Raw genomic sequence first — 20,027 nt, forward strand, 5'->3', positions numbered from 1 at the left:
TGCGCGGCTGCCGCTGCGCAAATGCCCGTAGCCCATCACTATGCGTTAACCAAGACCGTCTAGCTTGTTGTTGAAAACGTAACGGCTTCAGCGGTCAGGCGAATGCTCAGCGACGACATCCCATCCCCGCAGTTCATCGCCCCTGCCCGCACCCGCGCCGAACCCAACCGCTTTCAGCGCGTCAAAGTGTCGGTTCTGGGCCGCTACATGCTGGCCGACCGTCGCGAGTTTCCGTGCCAGATCATCGAGATGTCGCCCGGCGACGCCATGGTAATCGCGCCGGTGACCGGCATTGTCGGTGAAAAGGTCATCGTCTACGTCGATCACATCGGCCGTGTCGAAGGCACGCTTCTCAGCCAGATGGACGGCGGCTTCACCATGGATATCGCCGCCTCGCCGCGCAAGCGCGACAAGATGGCGGCGCAGCTCACCTGGCTCGCCAACAAGGATGTCCTCAACCTGCCCGAGGACCGCCGGCACGAACGCGTCGTACCCGACATCCGCCATTCCACCGTCGTGCTGGATGATGGCCGCCGCTACAATTGCAAGATCATCGACATCTCGCTGTCGGGCGCCGCAGTCGAGCTCGACGTTCGACCGGCGATGGGCACGCCGATTACCCTGGGCCGCATGCGCGCCCGCGTCGTTCGTCACTTCCAGAACGGCGTCGGCGTCGAGTTCGCCTCGGCCCAGGAAATGCTCACGGTCGTGCAGCAGAACCTGCGGATGAACTGATCCGGCTCGCCGGTTACCATCACACACCATCGTCAGTAGCCGCTCGGTTTGACATCGGTTATGACCGAACCATGACAGCGCTGCGTGCCTCCTCGATCGCTACCATTGCCGCCACTTTCCTGGCGTTCGGCTCTCCCCAGGGCGCCTTTTCCGACGGTCGTGGCGACTGGGATGGCTATGCCTGGCAGAAAATCGCCATCGCCGACTGCCAGACCTCCGAAGCAACGCTCACCTGCCCGACCTATCGACAAAAGTGGGACTGGAAGCGCGATCAATGGGTCGAGGTCAACCTGACCTTCGATCTCGCCGCAGGCAGGCTGAGCCTGAGCCAGAGGCTCACCGACAATGATGCGCATGACGACGACTATGTCTGCGTCACCGCGCTGGTGACCGATGCCTCGGGCAGCGACATCGCCGCCCACCACCAGAACTGGTACATGGCCGACGGCACGACGATCGAGCGCGACTTCACCTATGCCTCGTCGCACTTCGCCGAGGCGGCGACGATCTATATCGGCTCCAAGCAATGCCGTGACGGCGCCGAGCAAGATGACGACGTATACGCCCAGGTCCTTGCCGGAATCCGCAACTGAGCCATCCGCGCCAAGTGCCTGGCCCGCATGGTTAATCGTTCAAGAATTCAATCGATAAAACACGCATAAAAACTGCGTTGCAGTTTTTCTATCGGGGCAAGTCGCCCTCTCTAACGTGGTCTCCATCAGGGAGATCACACTATGCATTCGAACAAGAAGGGACCGGGAGCTGCACTGTTTGGCGCCATGCTGGCGCTGCTCGCAATCGCCGCTCCGGCCCAGGCGCTTGACACGACCAATGTCGCTTTCGTGCAGACCGGCATCGAGAACACCAGCATTCCCGTCGGCCACGCCGAGTTCTGCAAATCCCGCCCGTCGGAATGCGCTCCGAATAGCGAGATCGTGCCGGCCGTGTCGCTCACCGAGGGCCTGTGGCAGCAATTGCTCACGGTCAACGCCTCGGTGAACCAGGCCGTCGTCCCCGTCACCGACCAGAACCTCTATCAGGTCGCCGAATTCTGGACCTATCCCAATGGCTACGGCGATTGCGAAGACTACGTGCTGGCCAAGCGCCGCACCCTGATCGACGCCGGATGGCCCGCCAGCGCCCTGCTGATCGCTGTGGTCAAGCAGGCCAGCGGCGAAGGACATGCCGTGCTCATGGTCCGCACCGACCGTGGTGATCTGGTGCTCGACAATCAGGTCGGCTCGATCGACCTGTGGAGCAGCACGCCCTACCAGTATGTCAAGCGCCAGTCGCAGGCCGACGCCGGCAAGTGGGTCGACATGCTCGACACTCGTGAGACCGTCACCGCAACCGCCGCTATCAAGTGATACAGTTTCCGGACCCCGCCCAAAGCCTATCCCTGATAGGGGTCTGATGAATGAGGCCAGCTTCGGTTCCGAAGCTGGCCTCATTGCTTTTGGCGCATAGCGCTACCGGGTGACGTCCGGCAGCAAGCGCGCCTTAATATCGAATGGCGACGTAGGCGCCCATGAACAGCAGGCCAGTAACGAACGCCCAGCCAAAGGCCACGATGGCCGACACCAGCGCTGACGTCGTCGATATGGTGCCGTCTTCCTCCGTCCGCCAGCCGAGCTGCAGCATGATGTATGGCCCGCAGAGAAAGCTCATGGCCAGGTTGCCCATCGACCCGACAAACGTCTTGCCGTCATAGCGCAGCATGGCCTGTTGCTTGGCGAGCCACTGGTAGAGGTGGGTGCCTGCTCCGGCGATGCACAGGCCGACGCCTATCAAGAAGGCTGCCAGCAGCAATTCCTTGGTCATGCCGATCCGTCCCCGCCGCCTGCGCGCCCAATGTTAACCCTTCATTAAGCATAATGACCGCCCAATTGCCTGTCACCTCTCCTTGGCGAATCTGGTTAACGCTGGCGATGAATCCACAATCTGCCCCGGCGAACGAACGTCAGCCGCCCCACTCGCTGGCCTACAACCTGGCCGGCATAGCCGTGATCGTCATGCTGCTGGCCGTGGGGGCTGCCTATCTCGTTGACGAATTGGGACGCCGCGACCGTGCCGTGGCGCCCACGCTCGAGGACGGAAAACCGATCGTCCAGACCATCGGAGGGCGCGAATTGACCATTCCCGCCGCGTGGTTCCGCTATGATGGCCAATTGCACGACGGCTTCACCGACCAGATCGATCTGCGGGTGATGTTCACACCCGCGGACGGCGCCGCAATTCCCGTGGACGTGACCCTATTGCCGCGCAGCCGCGCCCGCGCCAGCAGTGCCCTGCTCGACGGCGTCTATCTGCATCAGTTCAATGATGAAACGCTGAGCGGTGTACCCGGCCTCGTGGGCAAGCCCATGGGCGGTGGTAGCGGCTATTCAGGCGAGACCGTCTGGTATGACGCAATTTCACCAAACCCGTTCGTCGCCAAATGCATGGATGCGGTGGAGCCTGAGGGTGCCGCGAAATGCGTGCGTACCGTCTATCTGCCCAGCGGCATCGCCGCCATTTACGCCTTCGACGCCACGGTTCTGCAATCGTGGCGTCAGTTCGATCCCGAAATGGAGCGATGGCTCGCCCCAATCGGTGCGTGGTGAAATCGCTTAGCTGACTTCGTCGAGGTCGATATCGAGGATCGACATGTTGAAGATGTAGGACTTGTCGCCATCCTCGTCGTCCACATGGATCAGCCCGATCGACTCATCGCCGATGAACACTTCGACGGAATCGTTGAGCTTGGCGCGCGGCCGCACGTCGATATTGCGGTTGTTGAACTTGAGTTGCAGGAACTTCTGCAGCTTGATGATCTCGGGATGGTTCACTGTCTTGTCCTGCTGTTTCGTTGAGCCGGCAATCTAGTCAGCAATCAAACGCATACAACCCCCAAAGAGGTGCATTTTAGCGGTGAGAACCGCCCATATCTGGTTGTTGCGGTTCGCGCGATCAAGCGTTGAGGTCGTGCACCAGCACCATCTGGTCCATCACCAGAGCCGGCTGGGCGCAACCGGCTTCGCCGATAACCTTGGCAGGCACGCCCGCCACGGTCACGCGCGGCGGCACTTCCTTGAGCACCACCGAGCCCGCGCCGATGCGAGAGCAGTCGCCGATCCTGATATTGCCCAATACCTTGGCGCCCGCGCCGATCAACACGCCATTGCCGATCTTGGGGTGCCGGTCCTGGTCGGACTTGCCAGTGCCGCCCAGCGTCACGTTCTGCAGCATGGAGACATTGTCTCCAACCACTGCTGTCTCGCCGATGACGAGACCGGTGCCGTGGTCGAGCATGATGCCGCGGCCCATTGGCACCGCCGGATTGATGTCCACCTGGAACACCTGGCTGGCCCGGCTTTGCAGATAGAGCGCAAAATCCCGACGGCCCGCTTTGAACATGGCATGCGCGAAGCGGTGCGTCTGGATCGCCTGATAGCCCTTGAAGAACAGCAGCGGCTCGATCGCCCGGTGGCTGGCGGGATCGCGTTCCAGCGTCGCCGCCAGATCGACGCGCGCCGCCTCACCGATATCGGGAGCGTCGCTCAGCGTCTCGGCGAAGGCCTGGCGGATGAGATCGGCGGATACGTCGTCATGATCCAGTCTTGCGGCCAGACGATGCGCCAGCGCCTGTTCGAAGGTATCGTGATTGAGGATGGCCGAGATTGCCATATTGGCCAGCGACGGCTCGGCCGCCACGATCTGCCGGGCTCCACCGCGAACGGCCTCCCAGACTGGATCCACGGATTTGATCTCCGCTGACTTCTTGGCGCTGCTCGTCATCGCGCGTCATCTCCGCTTCATCGTGCACAAGCGATATAAGCCATTCCTTACCACATGACAAAGTCTTGGCGCAGTGACTGGTTCACGATTGGCTGTTCGGCGCGAACGTCCTGCCAAGAAAGGCGAGCGCGGCAGTTTTGAATTTCGTGTCGCCTGTTGCACGCATGTGGTCTCGCTTGGGGATAACGAAGGCTTCGGCATCCGGCATTAGCTCCGCCAATGGCTCAGGTGGACCAGCCATCTCGTCGGCCTCGCCCACCGCCACCAGGACAGGCACCGCGATTCGCCGCACGTCGGCCCGCGCCATCGGTTGGCGCGAAGTTTCCATACACGCCGCCAGCGCCTGGCGATCGGCCTTGGTGTGATCAGCGAAAATCCGGAACTGCCGGGCCGTCGGATGCTTCAATCCATCGAGCGAGGGCGCTCGCAGCCCCGAAATGATGTCATTGCCGTCGCTCAGGCCATTGATGAGGTTCATCCCCATCCCGCCAAAAATGGCGCAGACCACCCGCTCCTCGTGCTGGAATGCCATGAACGCCGCGATCCGCGCGCCCATCGAATACCCGAGCACAGCGGCCCGCTCGATACCGAGATGATCGAGCAGCGCCACCGCGTCCCGGGCCATATCCTGCGGATAGTACCGCTCCGGGTCATACGGCTTGTCCGAGCCGCCATGCCCCCGATTATCCAGCACGATGGCCCGGTATCCCGCAGTCGTCAGCGTTTCCACCCAACCTGTATCGATCCAGTTGACCTTGCCGCTCGAGGCGAAGCCGTGGATGCAGAGCACCGGTGGACCCTCACCAAACGATTCATAGGCCAGCGTCAGTCCGTCGGATTGGAAGGTGGGCATGTTTGTCACCGTGTTATCCTCCCGCTTTCGCGGGAATGGCACTGGAAATCAATAGGCGAATGGGAGTGGCCCGCCTTCCATTGGCTTCTGCCTTCGACTATGGTCCGGCCAACTTCAAATCACCGCTCGCGGATATTCCTCATGGCACACGGCAGCACGCCACACTTCCACAATACCGAAGGTCTCCGGCAGATCGAGGTGGGTTCCAAGGAATTCCAGTGCGTCGGCGCCCTGCCCCCGTTCGACCACCCGCATGTGTTTCTCGATATGGGTAAGGACAACGAAATCGTCTGCCCCTATTGCTCGACGCACTACGTGTTCAACTCGCGCCTTGCCGCCGGCACGTCCAACCCGCTCTCCGCCGTCTTCCACGCCGACGCCGCCTAAGACCCTTTGATATGCCCGGCATCGGCCGAACCTACTATGTGGCCGGCGCGGGCATTACCGGCCTGACACTGGCGCTGGCGCTCGCCAAGTTTGGCGCCACGGTCGTCGTGCTTGAGCGCAATCCGGTATTGTCCGAATTCGGCGCCGGCCTTCAGGTCAGTCCCAATGCCCGCCGCGTGCTCGATCGGCTCGGCCTCGACGAGACCATCTCGGCCCACAGCCTGGAACCGTCAGGCATCGACATCTACCCCTATCGCCGCTCGTCACCCCTGGTAACGCTCGAACTCGGCCAAGCCATGCGGGACCGGTTCGGCGCACCCTATGCGGTGATGCACCGGGCCGACCTGGCCGATGCGCTCTACAAAGCATGCCGGCGCTTCGCCAATATCGACATACTCTTCGGCGTCCGCTCTTGGGACGCCGTCTCGCATGCGCGCGGCGTCACCGTCTCGATCGACGAGGCCAACGGCCAATCGCGCACCGCCCGGGGCCTGGCCCTCATCGGCACCGATGGCGTCCACTCGCTTACGCGCCGCAACCTCTTGCACGGAACGGACGCCCAGTACCGCGGCCGCGTGGCCTGGCGCACATTACTGCCCTTCGATTCTCTCGCCGGCCAGCTTGCGCTGGACCGCGTCTCGGTGCTGTTCGCCCCCGGCTACCATATGGTCTGCTACCCGCTGCCCCATCGGCGGCAGGTCAATGTCGCCCTATTCGCCGCAGCCTCCCAAAATAAGTCGGAGACCGGCGACGTCCCCGTTCTGCCGCGTTCCTCGCGGCACAGCCCGCGCATCGACGTCATCCTTACCGCCGCTGGCAGCACCTGGACGCCCTGGCCGCTCTACACGGTCGAGACGCCACGCTGGCACGAGGGCAATATCGGGATCGTCGGCGACGCCGCTCACGCAATGGTTCCATTCCAGGCCCAGGGCGCTGCCATGGGCATTGAGGACGCTGCTGTGCTCGCTCCCCTGCTGATCAGCGAAGCCGGCGCCGAAACCGCCTTCGCCAAATACGAACTGGCACGCCGCCAGCGCGTAACCCGCGTCGCCCGCACTTCGCGCACCAATGGCACGATCTTTCACATGCAATGGCCACTGAGCATTGCCCGAAATCTCGTGATCAGCGCCCAGGGCAGCCAGGGCCACCTCAAGCGCCTGGCCTGGCTCTACGACTATGACGCCGGAGTGAATCAGCATGTCAACGACGCACCATAACCGCTTCCGCCGACTCGATTTTTCCGTGTCCCGGGGCGTCGCGGCGGAACCATCTGCGACCCTTCGGCCTTGCTTTGGCAGTCCCGGCTGTGTCAACTGCGCGACACATCCCACCGCTGGTTCGAAGTCCGAAGGTTAGCGCCCAAGCATGCAAGCAGCGACTCGCTCACGCCTGACCCTCACCTGTATTCTGGTGACGATCCTGCTTGATATGGTTGGCGTGGGCATCATCGTGCCGGTTCTGCCCGAACTGCTGGAAGACCTGACCGGCGGCAGCAGCGTCGCCAATGCGGCCGTCATCGGCGGTTACCTGGTCTTCGCCTACGCCTTCATGCAGTTCGTGTTCTCGCCGGTGCTTGGCAACCTGTCCGATCGCTTCGGCCGCCGTCCAGTTCTACTCGTGTCTCTGCTCGGCCTCACCTTTGACTACCTGATGATGTCGATCGCCCCCGTGGTCTGGTATCTCTTCATCGGCCGCATCATCGCCGGTATTGCCGGTGCGGCCCTGGCCACGGCCACCGCCTATATGGCCGACATCACACCGCCGCATAAGCGGACCCATCGCTTCGGCCTCATCGGCGCCGCCTTCGGTCTGGGGTTCATCATCGGTCCGGTGATCGGCGGCGAATTGGGCGAATTCGGCCCGCGTGTGCCGTTCTATGCCGCAGCCGGGCTTGCCTTCGCCAATTTCCTCTTCGGCCTGCTGGTCTTGCCGGAAAGCCTGCCCAAGGCGTCCCGCCGCAAGTTCGACATTCGTCGCGCCAACCCGCTCGGAGCCGTGCTGGCGCTCAAGAAATATCCCTCGGTGCTCTGGCTGCTCGCCGTGCTGTTCTTTTTCCAGCTCTCCGCCCAGGCTCTACCGACCGTGTTCAGCTATTTCACCGTAGAAGTGTTCCACTTCACCTCTTCTACGATCGGTCGCACCTTGGGCGCTTTCGGTCTCGGCTTCGCCATCAGCCAGGCCCTCGTCGCCGGCCCTCTGTCGAAGGGTATCGGCGAGCCCGCGGTGGCAATGATTGGTCTCCTCGCCGCCGTCGCGGCCTTCGCCGCTCTGGGCTTCTCCGACGACGTCTACATGCTGTATCTAGCCATCATGGTCGGAGCCGTCAGTGGCCTGGCACCGCCGGCAATCAACGGCGTCCTGTCCCGCCAGGTACCCGACAACAGCCAGGGCGAATTGCAGGGCGCGGTGAACGCGGCAAGCTCGCTTGCCACCATCATCGGGCCGTTGGCCGCCACCCAAATCTTCTCCTACTACACGCACAGCCCTGGCTCATCGGGCTATTTCCCCGGAGCGCCGTTTATCGCTGCCAGTGCCAGCGTGCTGGTTGCCCTGGTGCTGTTCGCCTTTGCGGCCTGGCGCTTCGAACTGGGTCGCCGGCCCAGCGTAGCCGATCACCCGCATGCACCCGAAATGGCGCCGCCGGGACAGGTCCGGGTGCCGCCTCTGGAAAACGACGACTCCGATGCAAATTCGTCCCGCTAGCCCGGCCGACCACGCGGCGATCCTCGCCATAGTCGCCCCCACGCTGGCCGCAGGCGAGACCTACGCCATCGCCACCGATCTCGATGACGACGGCGTGCTCGCCTATTGGCTCAGCCCGACCCACGAAGTCTTCGTCGCCGCAGACGGCGGCACTATCTTGGGCACTTATTACCTCATGGCCAACCAGGCCGGCGGCGGCGCCCACGTCGCCAATTGCGGCTACATGACCGCCCCGGCCGCGCAAGGCAAAGGCATCGCCCGCGCCATGTGCGAACATTCGCTGGTTCGCGCGCGGGAACGTGGCTTCCGCGCCATGCAGTTCAACCACGTCGTCTCGACCAATACCCGCGCCGTGGCCCTTTGGCAGAAGCTGGGCTTCGACATTGTCGGCGCCCTGCCCCAGGCCTTCAACCACCCTGTTCACGGTTATGTCGACAGTTACGTGATGTTCAAAAAACTGATCTGAGCCAGCAGCTTAACCCTTCCTTATCGGAAATCGCCGCTGATACGCGCCGGGCGCCGCATCGGATTATCGCACGTGACCGGGCATTTCTTCTTCTCACTTCTCAATCCCGCGCTTTCGGCGATTCTAGCCGCCACCTTTGTTGCCCTGTGGCGCCGGCGTCCGGACCAGACCTATCTCGGCGCCCTGGCACTGACCTTCCTGTCCTGCGGCATTGCCTTCATTATCAATGACTTCGTCGATCCATTCGACGCGCCGGCGTCCCGCATCGCGTCGAACCTGCTTTTCCTCATGGCTGTTGTCGCCGCCAGCGTCGGGGCTCTCCTGCGCGTCAAGGCTCGAATACCCGTGCTGCTCTACGCCTGCATCTGCGCGCTGTGGGCCGTTAGCTTCTGCTGGTTCCTGTTCATCGTGCCCTCGACTGAGGCGCGCATCTACGTCTCCAGCGCCACCTTTGCCATGCTCGGCGGCACCACCGCGTGGTGGCTGGTTCGCGCCCGTCCGAGACGAAGCGTGGACCGGCTTTTCGTCGGCCTGTCCGTCGGCCTGTCGGCGCTCGCCGTGGTGAGGGCGTTGGCAACCCTGTTTGGGCAGCTCGATCTGAATTCGGGTGGCTCGCTGCGCGATTCAGCCTATTGGACGACGGTCCAGGCCACCACGCCGATCCTGGTGCTCGGTATTGGCCTCGCCTTCCTCATTGCCCTTGCCATCAGGTTGTTCGACGAACTGTCCGCCGAGGCCAACCTCGACTTCCTCACCGGCCTGCTCAATCGCCGAGGCTTCGACAAAGGCGTTCGGGCGCTTTGCGTCACGCAGGTCGGCGATATCCCGCCAGCCGTGATGATCGTCGATATCGATGCCTTCAAGCTCATCAATGACAGCTTCGGGCACGCGGTTGGTGACGAGGTCATCGCCGCGATCGCCAAGACCCTGGCCACGCACGGCCAGGCCGACCTGGTCTCACGCAGTGGCGGCGAGGAATTCACCCTCTATTACCGCTCATCCAGTCGCGACGGCCTGCTGGCTCACGCCGAAGCCATTCGCAACGCCCTCGCCGAGACCGACTTCCCGGGCGTGCCGAAAGGGCATCGAGTTACGGTCAGCATGGGACTGCATACCCGCCACCGGTCCGAAACCACCACCCAGATGCTAGCTGCCGCCGATCGTGCGCTCTACACGGCCAAACGCGCCGGCCGCGACCGTGCCGTCCTGGCGCCCGCGCCAGCACCCCTGCCGCAAGCCCGTCCCTCCCGCGAACGCCGAACAGGCAGCCGGGCTCGGGCCGGCTAAACAAAAGACCCCGCCGAAGCGGGGTCTTGGTCACATGCGATCTGGCTCGACTTACTTGCCCAGCGTGCTCGGCCAGGTGCCGTGCAAATCCGTGCCGCGACCGACAATCTCGAAGCCGTGTGCGCCGAAGAAGTCGCGCTGCCCCTGGATCAGGTTGGCGGTGCCCTGTGCCTGGCGATAGCTGTCGAAATAGCTCAGCGCGGCGGAAAGGCAGATCATCGGGAACTCGCCGACGGCGGCCGCGGCCACCACCTTACGCAGGCTCGGATGCGCGTCCTTCATGATGGCAACGAAGTCTGGCACCACCAGCAGGTTCACATTTCCGCCCTTGGCATAGGCAGAACTCATCTGATCGAGGAAACGCGAGCGGATGATGCAGCCGGCGCGCCAGATCTTGGCGATGGTCGCCAGCGGCAGGTTCCAACCATTCTCTTCGCTGGCCTTGGCGATAACGGCAAAACCCTGGGCATAGCTGACGATCTTTCCGGCCAGCAGCGCCTTTTCGAGATCGGCCAGGGTCACATCGGTCTTTGCCCGGTTCGGTTTGCCATAGATAGCTTCGGCAGCCACGCGCTCGTCCTTGCGCGACGAGATCGAACGGGCCGCAACCGCGCCTTCGATGGCGGTAGCCGGCACGCCCATCTGCTGGGCGGCAATCGCCGACCAGACGCCCGTGCCCTTCTGGCCAGCCTTGTCGAGGATAAGTTCAACCAGCGGCTTGCCGGTCTGGTCATCGACGGCAGCCAGCACGTGGCCGGTGATCTCGATCAGGTACGAGTTCAGCGGCCCCTTGTTCCATTCCTTGAACACGTCCGCAGCCTGGCCCGGCGTCATCCCGAGACCATCGCGCATCACGCCGTAGACTTCGGCGATCATCTGCATGTCGCCATATTCAATGCCGTTGTGGATGGTCTTGACGAAGTGGCCGGCGCCGCCCTCGCCGAGATAGGCGCAGCAGCTTTCTCCATTGAACTGCGCCGCGATGGCGGTCAGCACCGCCTCGGCATTGTGCCACTGCTCCTTGGAGCCGCCAACCATGATCGAGGGACCGTGGCGTGCGCCCTCTTCGCCGCCAGAAACGCCGACGCCCAGATAGCCGATGCCCTTGGGCTTGAGGTAGTCAAAGCGCCGCTGCGTATCGGTGAACAGCGAATTGCCGCACTCGATGATGGCGTCGCCCTGCTCCAGGTGTGGCAGCAACTGCTCGATCATCTCGTCCACCGGCTTGCCGGCCTTGACCATGATGATGATCGAGCGCGGGCGCTTCACCGTTTGAACGAAGTCGGCCAGCTCATACTTGGCAATGGTCTTGCCATCGAGCCCCTGCTCCTTGGCTTCAGCGACGAACTCGTCGATGCGCCCGGCTGACCGGTTGTGGACCGCGATAGTGTAGCCCTTCTCGGCAATATTGAGGGCGAGGTTGCTTCCCATCACCGCCAGGCCGATCAGGCCGATATCCGCAGTCGACATTAATGCGTCCTTCCGAGGTCTTTTACGTCTCAATCTATGCGCGCAGCGCATGCCACGCGGCGGCGAACCTGACCACAAACCGGCCTTCGACGGAAGTCGTATTCGAGCAAATTTTGGGCAAATATCGCCCCTTGTATGGTAGAAACGCTTGCGCGTTCGAGGGGGTATCCCTACGGTCGCTCCACTTTCGGAGACCTGTTCCATGTCCTCTGCTTTCGACCTCGCCGGCAAGCGTGCCTTGGTCACAGGCTCCAGCCGTGGCCTCGGCTTCGCCATGGCCCAGGCGCTGGCCGAGGCCGGTGCGGCCGTCATTCTCAACGCCCGCGACAACGTCGCGCTGGGCGCAGCCGCGCAGACGCTTGCGGCCACCGGCGCCACGGTCAAGGCCATCGCCTTCGACGTGACCAGCCGTGATAGCGTCAACGACGCAGTGACCTATATCGAGGATGAAATCGGACCGATCGATATTCTGGTCAATAATGCAGGCATGCAGTTTCGCTCGAGCCTCGAGGCATTTCCCCCCGAGAAGTTCGACCAGGTCGTCACCACCAACCTGACCTCGGTTTTCAATGTCAGCCAGCCCGTCGCCCGGCACATGATTGCGCGCGGTGCCGGCAAGATCATCAATATCTGCTCGTTGATGTCCGAACTCGCTCGCCCTTCGATCGCGCCATACGCGGCGACCAAGGCCGCCGTCGCCAACCTCACCCGCGGCATGGCCGTCGATTGGGCCCGTCACGGGCTCAACATCAACGGTATCGCGCCAGGCTACTTCGCCACCGAGCTCAATGAAGCCCTGTTCAAGGACGACAAATTCAACGCCTGGATCGAGAGCCGCACACCGATGGGACGCTGGGGCCAGCCCTCCGAACTCGGCGGCGCTGCCGTGTTCCTGGCGTCAGAGGCATCGCGCTTCGTCAACGGCCACATTCTCTACGTCGATGGCGCGTTCACGGCGACCGTCTGACATGGCCCTCATCCCCGCTCGCATCATCATCGCCATGGGCGTCAGCTCTTCGGGCAAATCCACGGTCGGCCAGTCCATCGCCCGTCGGCTGCATGTGCCGTTTCTCGATGGCGACGGCTACCATCCCGAAGCCAATGTCGAGAAGATGCGTGCCGGCATCCCCCTTACCGACGACGACCGCTGGCCATGGCTGGAACGGCTCGCCATCGCGCTGCATCAAGCCGCCGAGAAGAAGGGGGCGGCTGTCGGCGCTTGCTCGGCACTCCGTCGCGTCTATCGCGATTACCTCATCGAGAAAGCCGGCGAACCCATCCTCTTCGTCTACCTCGACGGTAGTCGCGAGGTCATCGCTGCGCGCATGGCCAAGCGCAAGCACGAGTATATGCCGACCAGCCTCCTCGACAGCCAGTTCGCCACGCTGGAAGTCCCTGACCCCACAGTCGAAAACATCCTGCCCGTGCCTGTCACCGACAGCATCGAGAAAATCACCCAGACGGTGACCAAGTCATTGGATCATCTCAAGACCTTCAAGCGCTGGCAATAGTCCGCCGCCGCGCCAGCAGTGCCTCGCCACGCCGGGACAGCCGGTAGCCGATGTCCAGGCTCTCGGTCAGCCCAAGTGCCTTGAGCTGCCGCACCTTGCCTTTGAACTTGAGCTTTTCGAGCCCCATTTCGTCGGCCAGCAGTTGCGCCAGCCGTCCCGGATGGCTTTCGATCAGACGTAGCACCCGCTCTGTCCAGGCCCCGCGAGCATCGAGTTTTGCCAGAGCAGCTTCGACTGCCTCAAGGTCATCGGCCGACTCGCGAAGGCCGATGCGCGGATCCTCGCCCAGATAATGCAGCCGAATGCGGTACAGCGTGCCCGCCTTTCCGCTGTCCAACCAGGCCATGAGACCAGCCACATCATCAAAGCCCGCTCGCCGCGCATCGGCTAGGGACAGTCCTTCCGCAAACATGGTATCCACCGCGTCGATAGCCAGCATGCCAATCGCGGTGGTCAACGTCCCACCGGCTTTGACCGTTGGGCGCGTCCAGCGGCGGAATGCCGTGTCCACCGCGCCGCTTTGTATCCGTTCCAGGTCATCAACCCTGATCAGCATGCGTCTACTCCGCAGGAACCGGCCTGGCCGAAAACCTTCCCTGCCCATACGCCACCAGAACCGCCGCCCCGACCACCACCAGCGCCCCGCTGACTGCCCAGCGATTGAGCGCCACACCCAATAGCGCGATGTCGAACAGGAAGGCCCAGACGATCCCAGTGTACTCGTAAGCCGCCAGCAGCGACACCGGCGCCCGCGCCACCGCCTCCATCATCAGCACATGCCCGACGCCGCCCAGAAGGCCCGCCCCGGCCAACAGCGCAAAGGCGCGTACATCGAGGTCGGCCCATCCAAAAATCACCGTTCCCAGACCAACAATGCTGCAGATCACCGCGAAGGATAATGCAATGCTGGCCGGAGGGTCAGTTCGGGTGAGGTCTTTCACCTGCACCCGCGACAGGGCATTGGTGGCCGCCATGGCGATGCCGGCCGCCACGCCGATCAAAGCACCGTCGCGCAGCTCGGCGCCAACAAGTGTCGGATAGAGCATCAGCAGTATGCCTCCGAACCCCAGCGCCACTCCGACGAAAATAAGCGCCCTAGGCCGCTCTCGCAGAAACACAATGGCCGCCAAAATCGACAGGATCGGCGCCAGATAGCTCAAGGCGGTCGCCAGTCCAACGGACAGGTAGGCCAGCGAGATGAACGAGAAGAACATGACCGCACAGCCCAGCAAGCCGCGGATCAGATGCTTGTGCGGATACCTGGTGCGAAGCGAAGCCCGGAGCTGCCCACGAACAGCCATGTAGATGATGATCGGCAACAGCGCCACAAAGCTGCGCCAGAAGACCAGTTGCCCCACCGGCGCCACCTTGGCCGCCTCATGGATGGCCGCCGACATTGCAGCCATGACGATCAGGGAGAACGTGGCCAGCCAGAGCGCGACGGTCGGGTTGGATTTGGTCATGGGCGAACTCTAACGAACTGCCCGTTTCCATTAGCCGCGAGGCGCCGGCCTGTCACGCCGGCGCCCGCACTTATTGCGCCTGACGCTTCGACCAGGAGCGCATGGCTGTCATCAGGTAGTCGGCAAAGCCGGGCTCGATGGCCTCATAGCGCTTCCGGAAGTCCGGATGCTCATAGACATCGGCCAACCCCGCATAGGCTTCCGGCGTACACTCGCGGTCCCAGGCGCCGCCAACCCAATCCTTGTGCCGTTCGATCATCGGGTCGAGGCTGGTCGATTGCGGCGGCACACCGCGCCGCAGCCCTTCGGCCAGGCCCTCCTCCACCGCGCGCAATTCCTGCATGGCCGCGTCGATCTCGGCCTTGGACATCTTGTCCATGCGCTTGCGGCTATGCGCGATATCGCGCTCCATCGGCGCACCGTATCGGTCGATCAACCACCGCTCGTACTCCGCCTGCTTCTCGGGCGACACGATGCCCGAATACAAATCCGCGTCCTTCATGGCGCGATCTCCTTTCAGTCTGGCGATCGTGCGGTCGATCGTCTTGACCATCCTGGCGTATCGCTTCGCGTTCTCGTCCAGCCGTTCGCGCTGCCTCTGCAGCGTTTCGATCTTGTCGAAGCCCGGCGCATCGAGAATGGCTCCGATCTCCGCAAGCGGAATGTCGAGCTCCCGATGGATGAGGATTTGCTGCAGACGCAGCAGTTCCTCATCGCCGTAATAGCGATAGCGATTGTCGCCAGTGAACGCGGGCTTCAGCAGGCCAATTTCGTCATAGTGATGCAGCGCCCGCACCGAGATGCCGGCAAGCTGCGCCAATTTATTGACTGTGTAGGTCTTCATCTGTCCACGTCTCCGCAAGACAGCTGGATAGTCCCTCACGCCACGTCAGGGTCAACAGCCCCCGGTGACTTCGCATCCGGCAATGCCGTCGCGCGCGAGAGGCTAGCATTGTAGTAGCGCTCGTCATCCGTCACTTCGCGCCCCAGCCAGCCGGGTTGCTCGACATGCTGGTCTTCGCGCTCCAGTTCCACCTCGGCGATCACCAGCCCGGCATGCCGCCCTTCGAACACATCCACTTCCCAGGTGAGTCCGCCAAACGGCACGACATACCGGCGCTTCTCGATCACGTGCGGCTTCGCCATCTCCAGCAGTTCGCGCGCATCGGCCACGGGAATCGCGTATTCGTACTCGGCCCGCGACAGGCCGCTGACCGCGCCCTTCAGCGTGACAACCGCCGACCGGTCATCCTCGCTGCGTACCCGCACGGTCGCTTTGGCATTGGACGACAAATAGCCCTGTCGCAACAGGGCGCTCGACGTTGCCAACGCCCTCCAATCATCCGACACCACAAGGAACTTGCGCTCAATCTCTTGGCCCAACCTACTTCTCCAGCGGCAACAGGTGCCAATATTGCGCGAAACGCCTGCGCAGCGCCCGCGGCTTCTCCGCAGCCAATTGCCGGCCAAGCCCGAAAGCCCGCACCGCCAGCATAGACTGCCGCTCGGCCGCTACGCCACGCACGATACCGATATCGCCATCCACCCTGCCCTTCATGCCGGCGAGGGCTGCATCGAGTACCGCCAGATTGTGATGATCCCCAAGCAGTTCCCCGAGCTGGTCGAGCAGGGCCGCATACCCCTGAAGCAATTCGGGCGCCGTGGTCTCGAGCAGGCTCACATGATGCCAGTGATACTTGGTATCCTTGCGCCATTCGTGGAATGCATCCGCCGTCTGCTCGTCCACGGCAGCGGCCATGCCCACCCGCAGCAGCCGATAGGTGCTTTGCAGGCCCGGCCCCAGGCACCCAAAGCCTGCTCCGTCGATCGACCAGTTGGGAATGCGCTCAGCGACTGGCGTCATGAGCTCGCTGAAGCGGTCGAGTAGCCTCCGTTGCTCCGCCTTGCCGATCGCCGCCACCCCGGTTTCCAATTCGGCGCGTACGGCATCCGCCAGCTCCTGCTCGATCTGCCTCGCGGCATCGCTAGCGCTGTCAAATCGCACCAGCGCATCGAATGTCTGAAGCATCACTGCGGCATCGCGCGTCCCCGCCAAGCTATCGGCCGCCTCGCGAAATGCCGCGTTCTCTTTCTTGAAGTCATCGAACCGCGGCTCGATCAGGCGCAACAGCCCGCGCAGCTTCTTGCAACGTCGGCGCAGCCGATGCACCGTGTCGCCGAACTCGCCACCCGTCGAGACGTCTTCCAGCGCCTTGCTGACCTGTTCCCCGGCAATCTGGCGAACCTGCTCGACAACCTTGCCCTGCTGGTTAAACGAAAAGCCCACGCCTAGAACCCGAAAGTCATCTGCCCGGCAGGAGCACCCACCGCCACGCCCTCCAGCGCCAGCATTCTGAGCTTCGATCCGGCACCGCCGGGGGCGGAAAAGCCCCCCGGCTTCCCATCGCTCGCCAGGACCCGGTGACACGGAATGATCAGCGGAATCGGATTTGCCCCCATCGCCTGCCCCACCGCTCGCGACAGCGTCACATCCCCCAATTGCCGCGCCATCGCGCCATAGGTGGTGGTCTTGCCCCAGCCGATCGTCACCAGCAGCGCATAAGCCTGTTGGTGAAACGCGGGCACGCCCGCCAGATCCAGCACGACATCCGAGAAATCCACCGTCTCGCCTTCGGCATAATCCTCGATTTTGTTGATGACCGCCTCGATCGCCGCTGGAGGCTCACCCGGGCGCGCGCCATCACGATTGATCCGCGCCAGCAGATCAGCATGCTCGAGCCCCGGCAATTGTAGCCGCGCCACGCCTGTGTCGGTCCACCCGATGCCGAATTCACCCAGCGCAGTATCGAAGGTCGTCGTTTCCATAACCGATCCTAACGCCGCAGGACTGTCACACACCAGTCCCGCAATTCCTTGCCGATCACCTCGGCTGGGGGCCCGCTCTGATCGAACCCCCACCAGAGTTGCGCCCCCTGCCACTGACTCGCGAGCATCATGCCAAGCCTTTGCTGCTCGGCCACGTCCTGCGTCAGGCGACGCCCCAGCGCCGCCGAAAGCACGTTTCGCCAAGCCACGCCGCGGGCGCGCAGCACCGGATCGCGCATGTCCTCCCGCAAAATGGCCAATCCCATGGCATTCTCGGCTTCGCTCAATCCAGGCGGAATCATCGCGAGCAGCAAGCTCACCGCCCCTTCCGGGCTCACGGGCGCCGAGCGATCGAGCTCCGCTGTCGTCTCGTCCAGTTGATCCCACCCGCGCAGCATTGCAGCCTGCAAAAATGCCGCCTTGGTGGGATACCGCTGCACCAGCGTGGCCGCCGACAGGCCCACCATCTTGCCGACGGCCGCAAAGGTCAGCGCGTCCGGCCCTTCGCGATACATCAGGGCCATTGCCGCATCGAGTATGGCCTCGTCTGTCACTGTCCGCGGTCGCGCCATGCAATTTCCATTTGTAAATGAACGTTCATTTATATAGATTCAGGCAACTTACAGCAGGAGAAGACAAATGGCCAGAATCGTCGGATACATCGCCTCCAGCCTCGATGGCTTCATCGCTACAGAAGACGAAAACCTCGACTGGCTCATGCAACAGCCCGATCTCAATCTGGGCGAGCATGACTACAAGAACTTCATCGCCCGCATCCGCACGGTCGTAATGGGCCGCGCCACTTATGACTGGATCGAACGCTTCCCCGGCGGTTGGGAATACGAGGGCAAGCGCGTCATCGTCGTCACCTCGCGACCCATCGACAATCCCAAGGGGCCTCTCGAAACCCGATCGGATATCGACGCCCTGATCGCTGAGCTACGGGCATTGGACGACGGCGACGTCTGGATGCTTGGCGGCGGCAAGCTGCAGATGACCTTCATGGAAAAAGGCGCGCTGGACGAAATCGAGGTCTACATCATCTCAGAGATCATCGGCGGCGGCATTCCGCTACTCCCGGCGACCGGCCTCAAATCGACCGCCAAGCTGATTTCCGCCCAAGCCCTCGGCGAAAGCTGCGCCCGTCTGCACTACCGTTTCGACTGACAACGAAAAAGGCCGCCCTGGGGGCGGCCTTTGCATTATCCGAGTCAGAAACTAGCGCTTCAGCGCGTCCCGAGTGGCGTCTTTGGCTTCGCCCACCTTTTGCTGGACCTTGCCAGCAGCCTTATCCAACTTTCCTTCGGCCTGCAGCTTTTCATTGCCGGTCAGGCCGCCAACGGCGTCCTTGACAGCACCCTTGACCTGCTTGCTGACGCCTTTGACTTCATCTTTGTGCACGATGGCCTCCTTGGTTTGATTGTTGTTGGCTCAACGATCCAGAACCAGGGACGTTCCGCTAAATCTCCGTCACGTTTACGGATTTTGCGGTTCACTCGGATTGCCCCGCCCGATCCATCCTGCCGCCCTATCCTTGAGCGTATTGAACTTGTTGGACGCGGACGACAATCGCTGATCCCAAACCGGATCGGGCGCCTGACCCGCGATAACCCCAAAGTACACGTCCATTAGGCATGCTATCGCAAATGGCTCGATCAACGCCGCCTTCACCGCCCAAGCAAAGATTAGGGCAAAGACGAACCCACCCGCCGACCAGCCGCCCGGCAGAAACCACACTGCCGCAGCGGCAGGCGCGAGCATGAACAGGAACACCACGAAGCTCAGAACATAGGTGAATACCGTCAGCCAGGCCGCGTTCTTGAGCATGACTTGATAGTTCTGCCCATAGAGCACGAGCGCCGTGCGCGCCGAAGCCCAGGGATTGGTCGACCGGGTCCGGATCGCATAGGCGAGTATCACTTCATCCACGAGACCCACAGCGATCCGCAAAAAGGCCCGGACCACGCCAACCACCTGCTGCAATCCCGGAATGGGCAGGATCGACGCCACGCCATCGACGAGCCCGGTGATCGCCCGCAACACGCCCTTGACCAACTGATCGACCGCGAACAGCACGCTCGCCTCGGCAAACCGGCTCTTCACGACAGTAGTCGCATAGTCGATCTGTGCGCGCCCGTCCGGTATCGGCCGATTATCCATCAATTCGACCAGCACGGCGATGTGACCGGCCTTGACGATGTAAAGGATATACTCGCGCAGAAAGTAGATGACCCCGGCCGTCAGCACGAAACCGAGGCCTCCACCCCAGGCCGTGGCGCTGATGTGAAAGTCCTCGTCGCCCATGGCGCCGATGCCCCAGCCGATGCCGGCGCCCACGCCCGTTACCAGCACATAGGCCAGCGCGATACCGAAATAGACCACCATTCGAAACGCAATGAAGGGCCAGGTCTTGCCCATCATCCCCAAGGCACGACCAATCGAAAAGTCCCACATGCTGTGTCCCCCAGCAGTTGATAGACGGACACTTGCGCGAGTCTGTATCCGCGGCAAGTGACGACGAAGGGTGTTCGAGGTGCAAGGTCTCTGCT

At 62.7% G+C, this 20,027-nt stretch carries 26 protein-coding genes; 12 read left to right on the forward strand and 14 right to left on the reverse strand.

What is annotated here, in order from left to right; translation table 11 throughout:
* The first annotated feature begins 102 nt into the window (after nucleotides 1–102).
* The 3 genes from MF606_RS12225 (at nucleotide 103) to MF606_RS12235 (ending at nucleotide 2,102) form a co-directional block, all read left to right on the forward strand.
* Nucleotides 103–735, forward strand: a complete 633-nt coding sequence (locus MF606_RS12225; RefSeq protein WP_240229512.1) for a PilZ domain-containing protein — start codon at nucleotides 103–105, stop codon at nucleotides 733–735.
* Between the two features lie 71 nt (nucleotides 736–806).
* The gene (locus MF606_RS12230) at nucleotides 807–1,328 is read left to right on the forward strand and encodes a hypothetical protein (protein ID WP_240229513.1); all 522 of its coding nucleotides are present in this window, start codon (nucleotides 807–809) and stop codon (nucleotides 1,326–1,328) included.
* A 141-nt stretch (nucleotides 1,329–1,469) separates the two neighbouring features.
* Nucleotides 1,470–2,102 (forward strand): transglutaminase-like cysteine peptidase, encoded by a 633-nt coding sequence (locus tag MF606_RS12235; RefSeq protein ID WP_240229514.1) that lies wholly within the window; start codon nucleotides 1,470–1,472, stop codon nucleotides 2,100–2,102.
* 133 nt (nucleotides 2,103–2,235) lie between these two features.
* Here MF606_RS12235 and MF606_RS12240 read toward each other — a convergent pair whose 3' ends face one another.
* Nucleotides 2,236–2,556, reverse strand: a complete 321-nt coding sequence (locus MF606_RS12240) for a DUF6949 family protein (RefSeq protein WP_240229515.1) — start codon at nucleotides 2,554–2,556, stop codon at nucleotides 2,236–2,238.
* 53 nt (nucleotides 2,557–2,609) lie between these two features.
* Between MF606_RS12240 and MF606_RS12245 the strand changes: the two genes are divergently transcribed.
* On the forward strand, nucleotides 2,610–3,338 hold the full coding sequence (locus tag MF606_RS12245; protein ID WP_240229516.1) for a hypothetical protein: 729 nt from the start codon (nucleotides 2,610–2,612) through the stop codon (nucleotides 3,336–3,338).
* Nucleotides 3,339–3,344: 6 nt separating this feature from the next.
* Here MF606_RS12245 and MF606_RS12250 read toward each other — a convergent pair whose 3' ends face one another.
* The 3 genes from MF606_RS12250 to MF606_RS12260 form a co-directional block, all read right to left on the reverse strand.
* Nucleotides 3,345–3,563, reverse strand: coding sequence for a DUF3126 family protein (locus tag MF606_RS12250; RefSeq protein WP_240229517.1), 219 nt, complete (start codon nucleotides 3,561–3,563; stop codon nucleotides 3,345–3,347).
* Nucleotides 3,564–3,684: 121 nt separating this feature from the next.
* Nucleotides 3,685–4,512 carry a serine O-acetyltransferase gene (gene cysE / locus MF606_RS12255; RefSeq protein ID WP_240229518.1) on the reverse strand — a complete coding sequence of 276 codons (828 nt, stop codon included), beginning with the start codon at nucleotides 4,510–4,512 and terminating at the stop codon, nucleotides 3,685–3,687.
* A gap of 82 nt (nucleotides 4,513–4,594) precedes the next feature.
* Entirely contained in the window at nucleotides 4,595–5,365 is a 771-nt protein-coding gene (locus MF606_RS12260; protein WP_240229519.1) for an alpha/beta fold hydrolase, read from the reverse strand.
* Between the two features lie 141 nt (nucleotides 5,366–5,506).
* Between MF606_RS12260 and MF606_RS12265 the strand changes: the two genes are divergently transcribed.
* The 5 genes from MF606_RS12265 to MF606_RS12285 all read left to right on the forward strand — a co-directional run bounded on the left by MF606_RS12265 (nucleotide 5,507) and on the right by MF606_RS12285 (nucleotide 10,208).
* Nucleotides 5,507–5,752: a zinc-finger domain-containing protein gene (locus MF606_RS12265; RefSeq protein WP_240229520.1), complete on the forward strand. Its 246-nt coding sequence runs from the start codon at nucleotides 5,507–5,509 to the stop codon at nucleotides 5,750–5,752.
* A gap of 11 nt (nucleotides 5,753–5,763) precedes the next feature.
* Nucleotides 5,764–6,969 carry an FAD-dependent monooxygenase gene (locus MF606_RS12270; protein WP_240229521.1) on the forward strand — a complete coding sequence of 402 codons (1,206 nt, stop codon included), beginning with the start codon at nucleotides 5,764–5,766 and terminating at the stop codon, nucleotides 6,967–6,969.
* Between the two features lie 148 nt (nucleotides 6,970–7,117).
* Nucleotides 7,118–8,455: a TCR/Tet family MFS transporter gene (locus MF606_RS12275; RefSeq protein WP_240229522.1), complete on the forward strand. Its 1,338-nt coding sequence runs from the start codon at nucleotides 7,118–7,120 to the stop codon at nucleotides 8,453–8,455.
* Entirely contained in the window at nucleotides 8,436–8,921 is a 486-nt protein-coding gene (locus MF606_RS12280; RefSeq protein WP_240229523.1) for a GNAT family N-acetyltransferase, read from the forward strand. The genes MF606_RS12275 and MF606_RS12280 overlap by 20 nt, the downstream gene beginning before the upstream one ends.
* Before the next feature lie 72 nt (nucleotides 8,922–8,993).
* Nucleotides 8,994–10,208: a GGDEF domain-containing protein gene (locus tag MF606_RS12285; RefSeq protein ID WP_240229524.1), complete on the forward strand. Its 1,215-nt coding sequence runs from the start codon at nucleotides 8,994–8,996 to the stop codon at nucleotides 10,206–10,208.
* Between the two features lie 51 nt (nucleotides 10,209–10,259).
* Here the strand turns inward: MF606_RS12285 and gndA are convergent, their stop codons facing one another.
* Nucleotides 10,260–11,678: an NADP-dependent phosphogluconate dehydrogenase gene (gene gndA, locus MF606_RS12290; protein WP_240229525.1), complete on the reverse strand. Its 1,419-nt coding sequence runs from the start codon at nucleotides 11,676–11,678 to the stop codon at nucleotides 10,260–10,262.
* A 202-nt stretch (nucleotides 11,679–11,880) separates the two neighbouring features.
* Here gndA and MF606_RS12295 point away from each other — a divergent pair, with 202 nt between their 5' ends.
* Both MF606_RS12295 and MF606_RS12300 read left to right on the forward strand, forming a co-directional pair.
* Entirely contained in the window at nucleotides 11,881–12,645 is a 765-nt protein-coding gene (locus MF606_RS12295; RefSeq protein ID WP_240229526.1) for an SDR family oxidoreductase, read from the forward strand.
* Nucleotide 12,646: 1 nt separating this feature from the next.
* On the forward strand, nucleotides 12,647–13,189 hold the full coding sequence (locus MF606_RS12300; protein WP_240229527.1) for a gluconokinase: 543 nt from the start codon (nucleotides 12,647–12,649) through the stop codon (nucleotides 13,187–13,189).
* Here MF606_RS12300 and MF606_RS12305 read toward each other — a convergent pair.
* The 7 genes from MF606_RS12305 to MF606_RS12335 form a co-directional block, all read right to left on the reverse strand.
* On the reverse strand, nucleotides 13,173–13,745 hold the full coding sequence (locus tag MF606_RS12305; RefSeq protein WP_240229528.1) for an ASCH domain-containing protein: 573 nt from the start codon (nucleotides 13,743–13,745) through the stop codon (nucleotides 13,173–13,175). The two genes, MF606_RS12300 and MF606_RS12305, sit on opposite strands and share 17 nt — an antisense overlap.
* Nucleotides 13,746–13,749: 4 nt before the next feature.
* A complete protein-coding gene (locus MF606_RS12310) occupies nucleotides 13,750–14,652 on the reverse strand; it encodes a DMT family transporter (RefSeq protein ID WP_240229529.1) in 903 nt (300 codons plus the stop codon).
* A gap of 70 nt (nucleotides 14,653–14,722) precedes the next feature.
* The gene (locus tag MF606_RS12315; protein ID WP_240229530.1) at nucleotides 14,723–15,496 is read right to left on the reverse strand and encodes a MerR family transcriptional regulator; all 774 of its coding nucleotides are present in this window, start codon (nucleotides 15,494–15,496) and stop codon (nucleotides 14,723–14,725) included.
* A 35-nt stretch (nucleotides 15,497–15,531) separates the two neighbouring features.
* Nucleotides 15,532–16,035: a CYTH domain-containing protein gene (locus MF606_RS12320; RefSeq protein WP_240229531.1), complete on the reverse strand. Its 504-nt coding sequence runs from the start codon at nucleotides 16,033–16,035 to the stop codon at nucleotides 15,532–15,534.
* 1 nt (nucleotide 16,036) lies between these two features.
* Nucleotides 16,037–16,939, reverse strand: coding sequence for a CHAD domain-containing protein (locus MF606_RS12325; protein WP_240229532.1), 903 nt, complete (start codon nucleotides 16,937–16,939; stop codon nucleotides 16,037–16,039).
* Nucleotides 16,940–16,941: 2 nt separating this feature from the next.
* Nucleotides 16,942–17,478, reverse strand: a complete 537-nt coding sequence (locus tag MF606_RS12330; RefSeq protein ID WP_240229533.1) for a methylated-DNA--[protein]-cysteine S-methyltransferase — start codon at nucleotides 17,476–17,478, stop codon at nucleotides 16,942–16,944.
* Between the two features lie 8 nt (nucleotides 17,479–17,486).
* Nucleotides 17,487–18,050, reverse strand: coding sequence for a TetR/AcrR family transcriptional regulator (locus tag MF606_RS12335; protein WP_275693077.1), 564 nt, complete (start codon nucleotides 18,048–18,050; stop codon nucleotides 17,487–17,489).
* Between the two features lie 67 nt (nucleotides 18,051–18,117).
* On the opposite strand from MF606_RS12335, the gene MF606_RS12340 reads away from it, so the two are divergent.
* A complete protein-coding gene (locus tag MF606_RS12340) occupies nucleotides 18,118–18,645 on the forward strand; it encodes a dihydrofolate reductase family protein (RefSeq protein ID WP_240229535.1) in 528 nt (175 codons plus the stop codon).
* Nucleotides 18,646–18,696: 51 nt separating this feature from the next.
* On the opposite strand, the gene MF606_RS12345 is transcribed toward MF606_RS12340, so the two are convergent.
* Nucleotides 18,697–18,879 (reverse strand): CsbD family protein, encoded by a 183-nt coding sequence (locus MF606_RS12345; protein ID WP_240229536.1) that lies wholly within the window; start codon nucleotides 18,877–18,879, stop codon nucleotides 18,697–18,699.
* 75 nt (nucleotides 18,880–18,954) lie between these two features.
* A complete protein-coding gene (locus MF606_RS12350) occupies nucleotides 18,955–19,932 on the reverse strand; it encodes a hypothetical protein (protein WP_240229537.1) in 978 nt (325 codons plus the stop codon).
* Nucleotides 19,933–20,027: the final 95 nt, after the last annotated feature.

The organism is Devosia lacusdianchii (assembly GCF_022429625.1).
GTDB lineage: Bacteria > Pseudomonadota > Alphaproteobacteria > Rhizobiales > Devosiaceae > Devosia > Devosia lacusdianchii.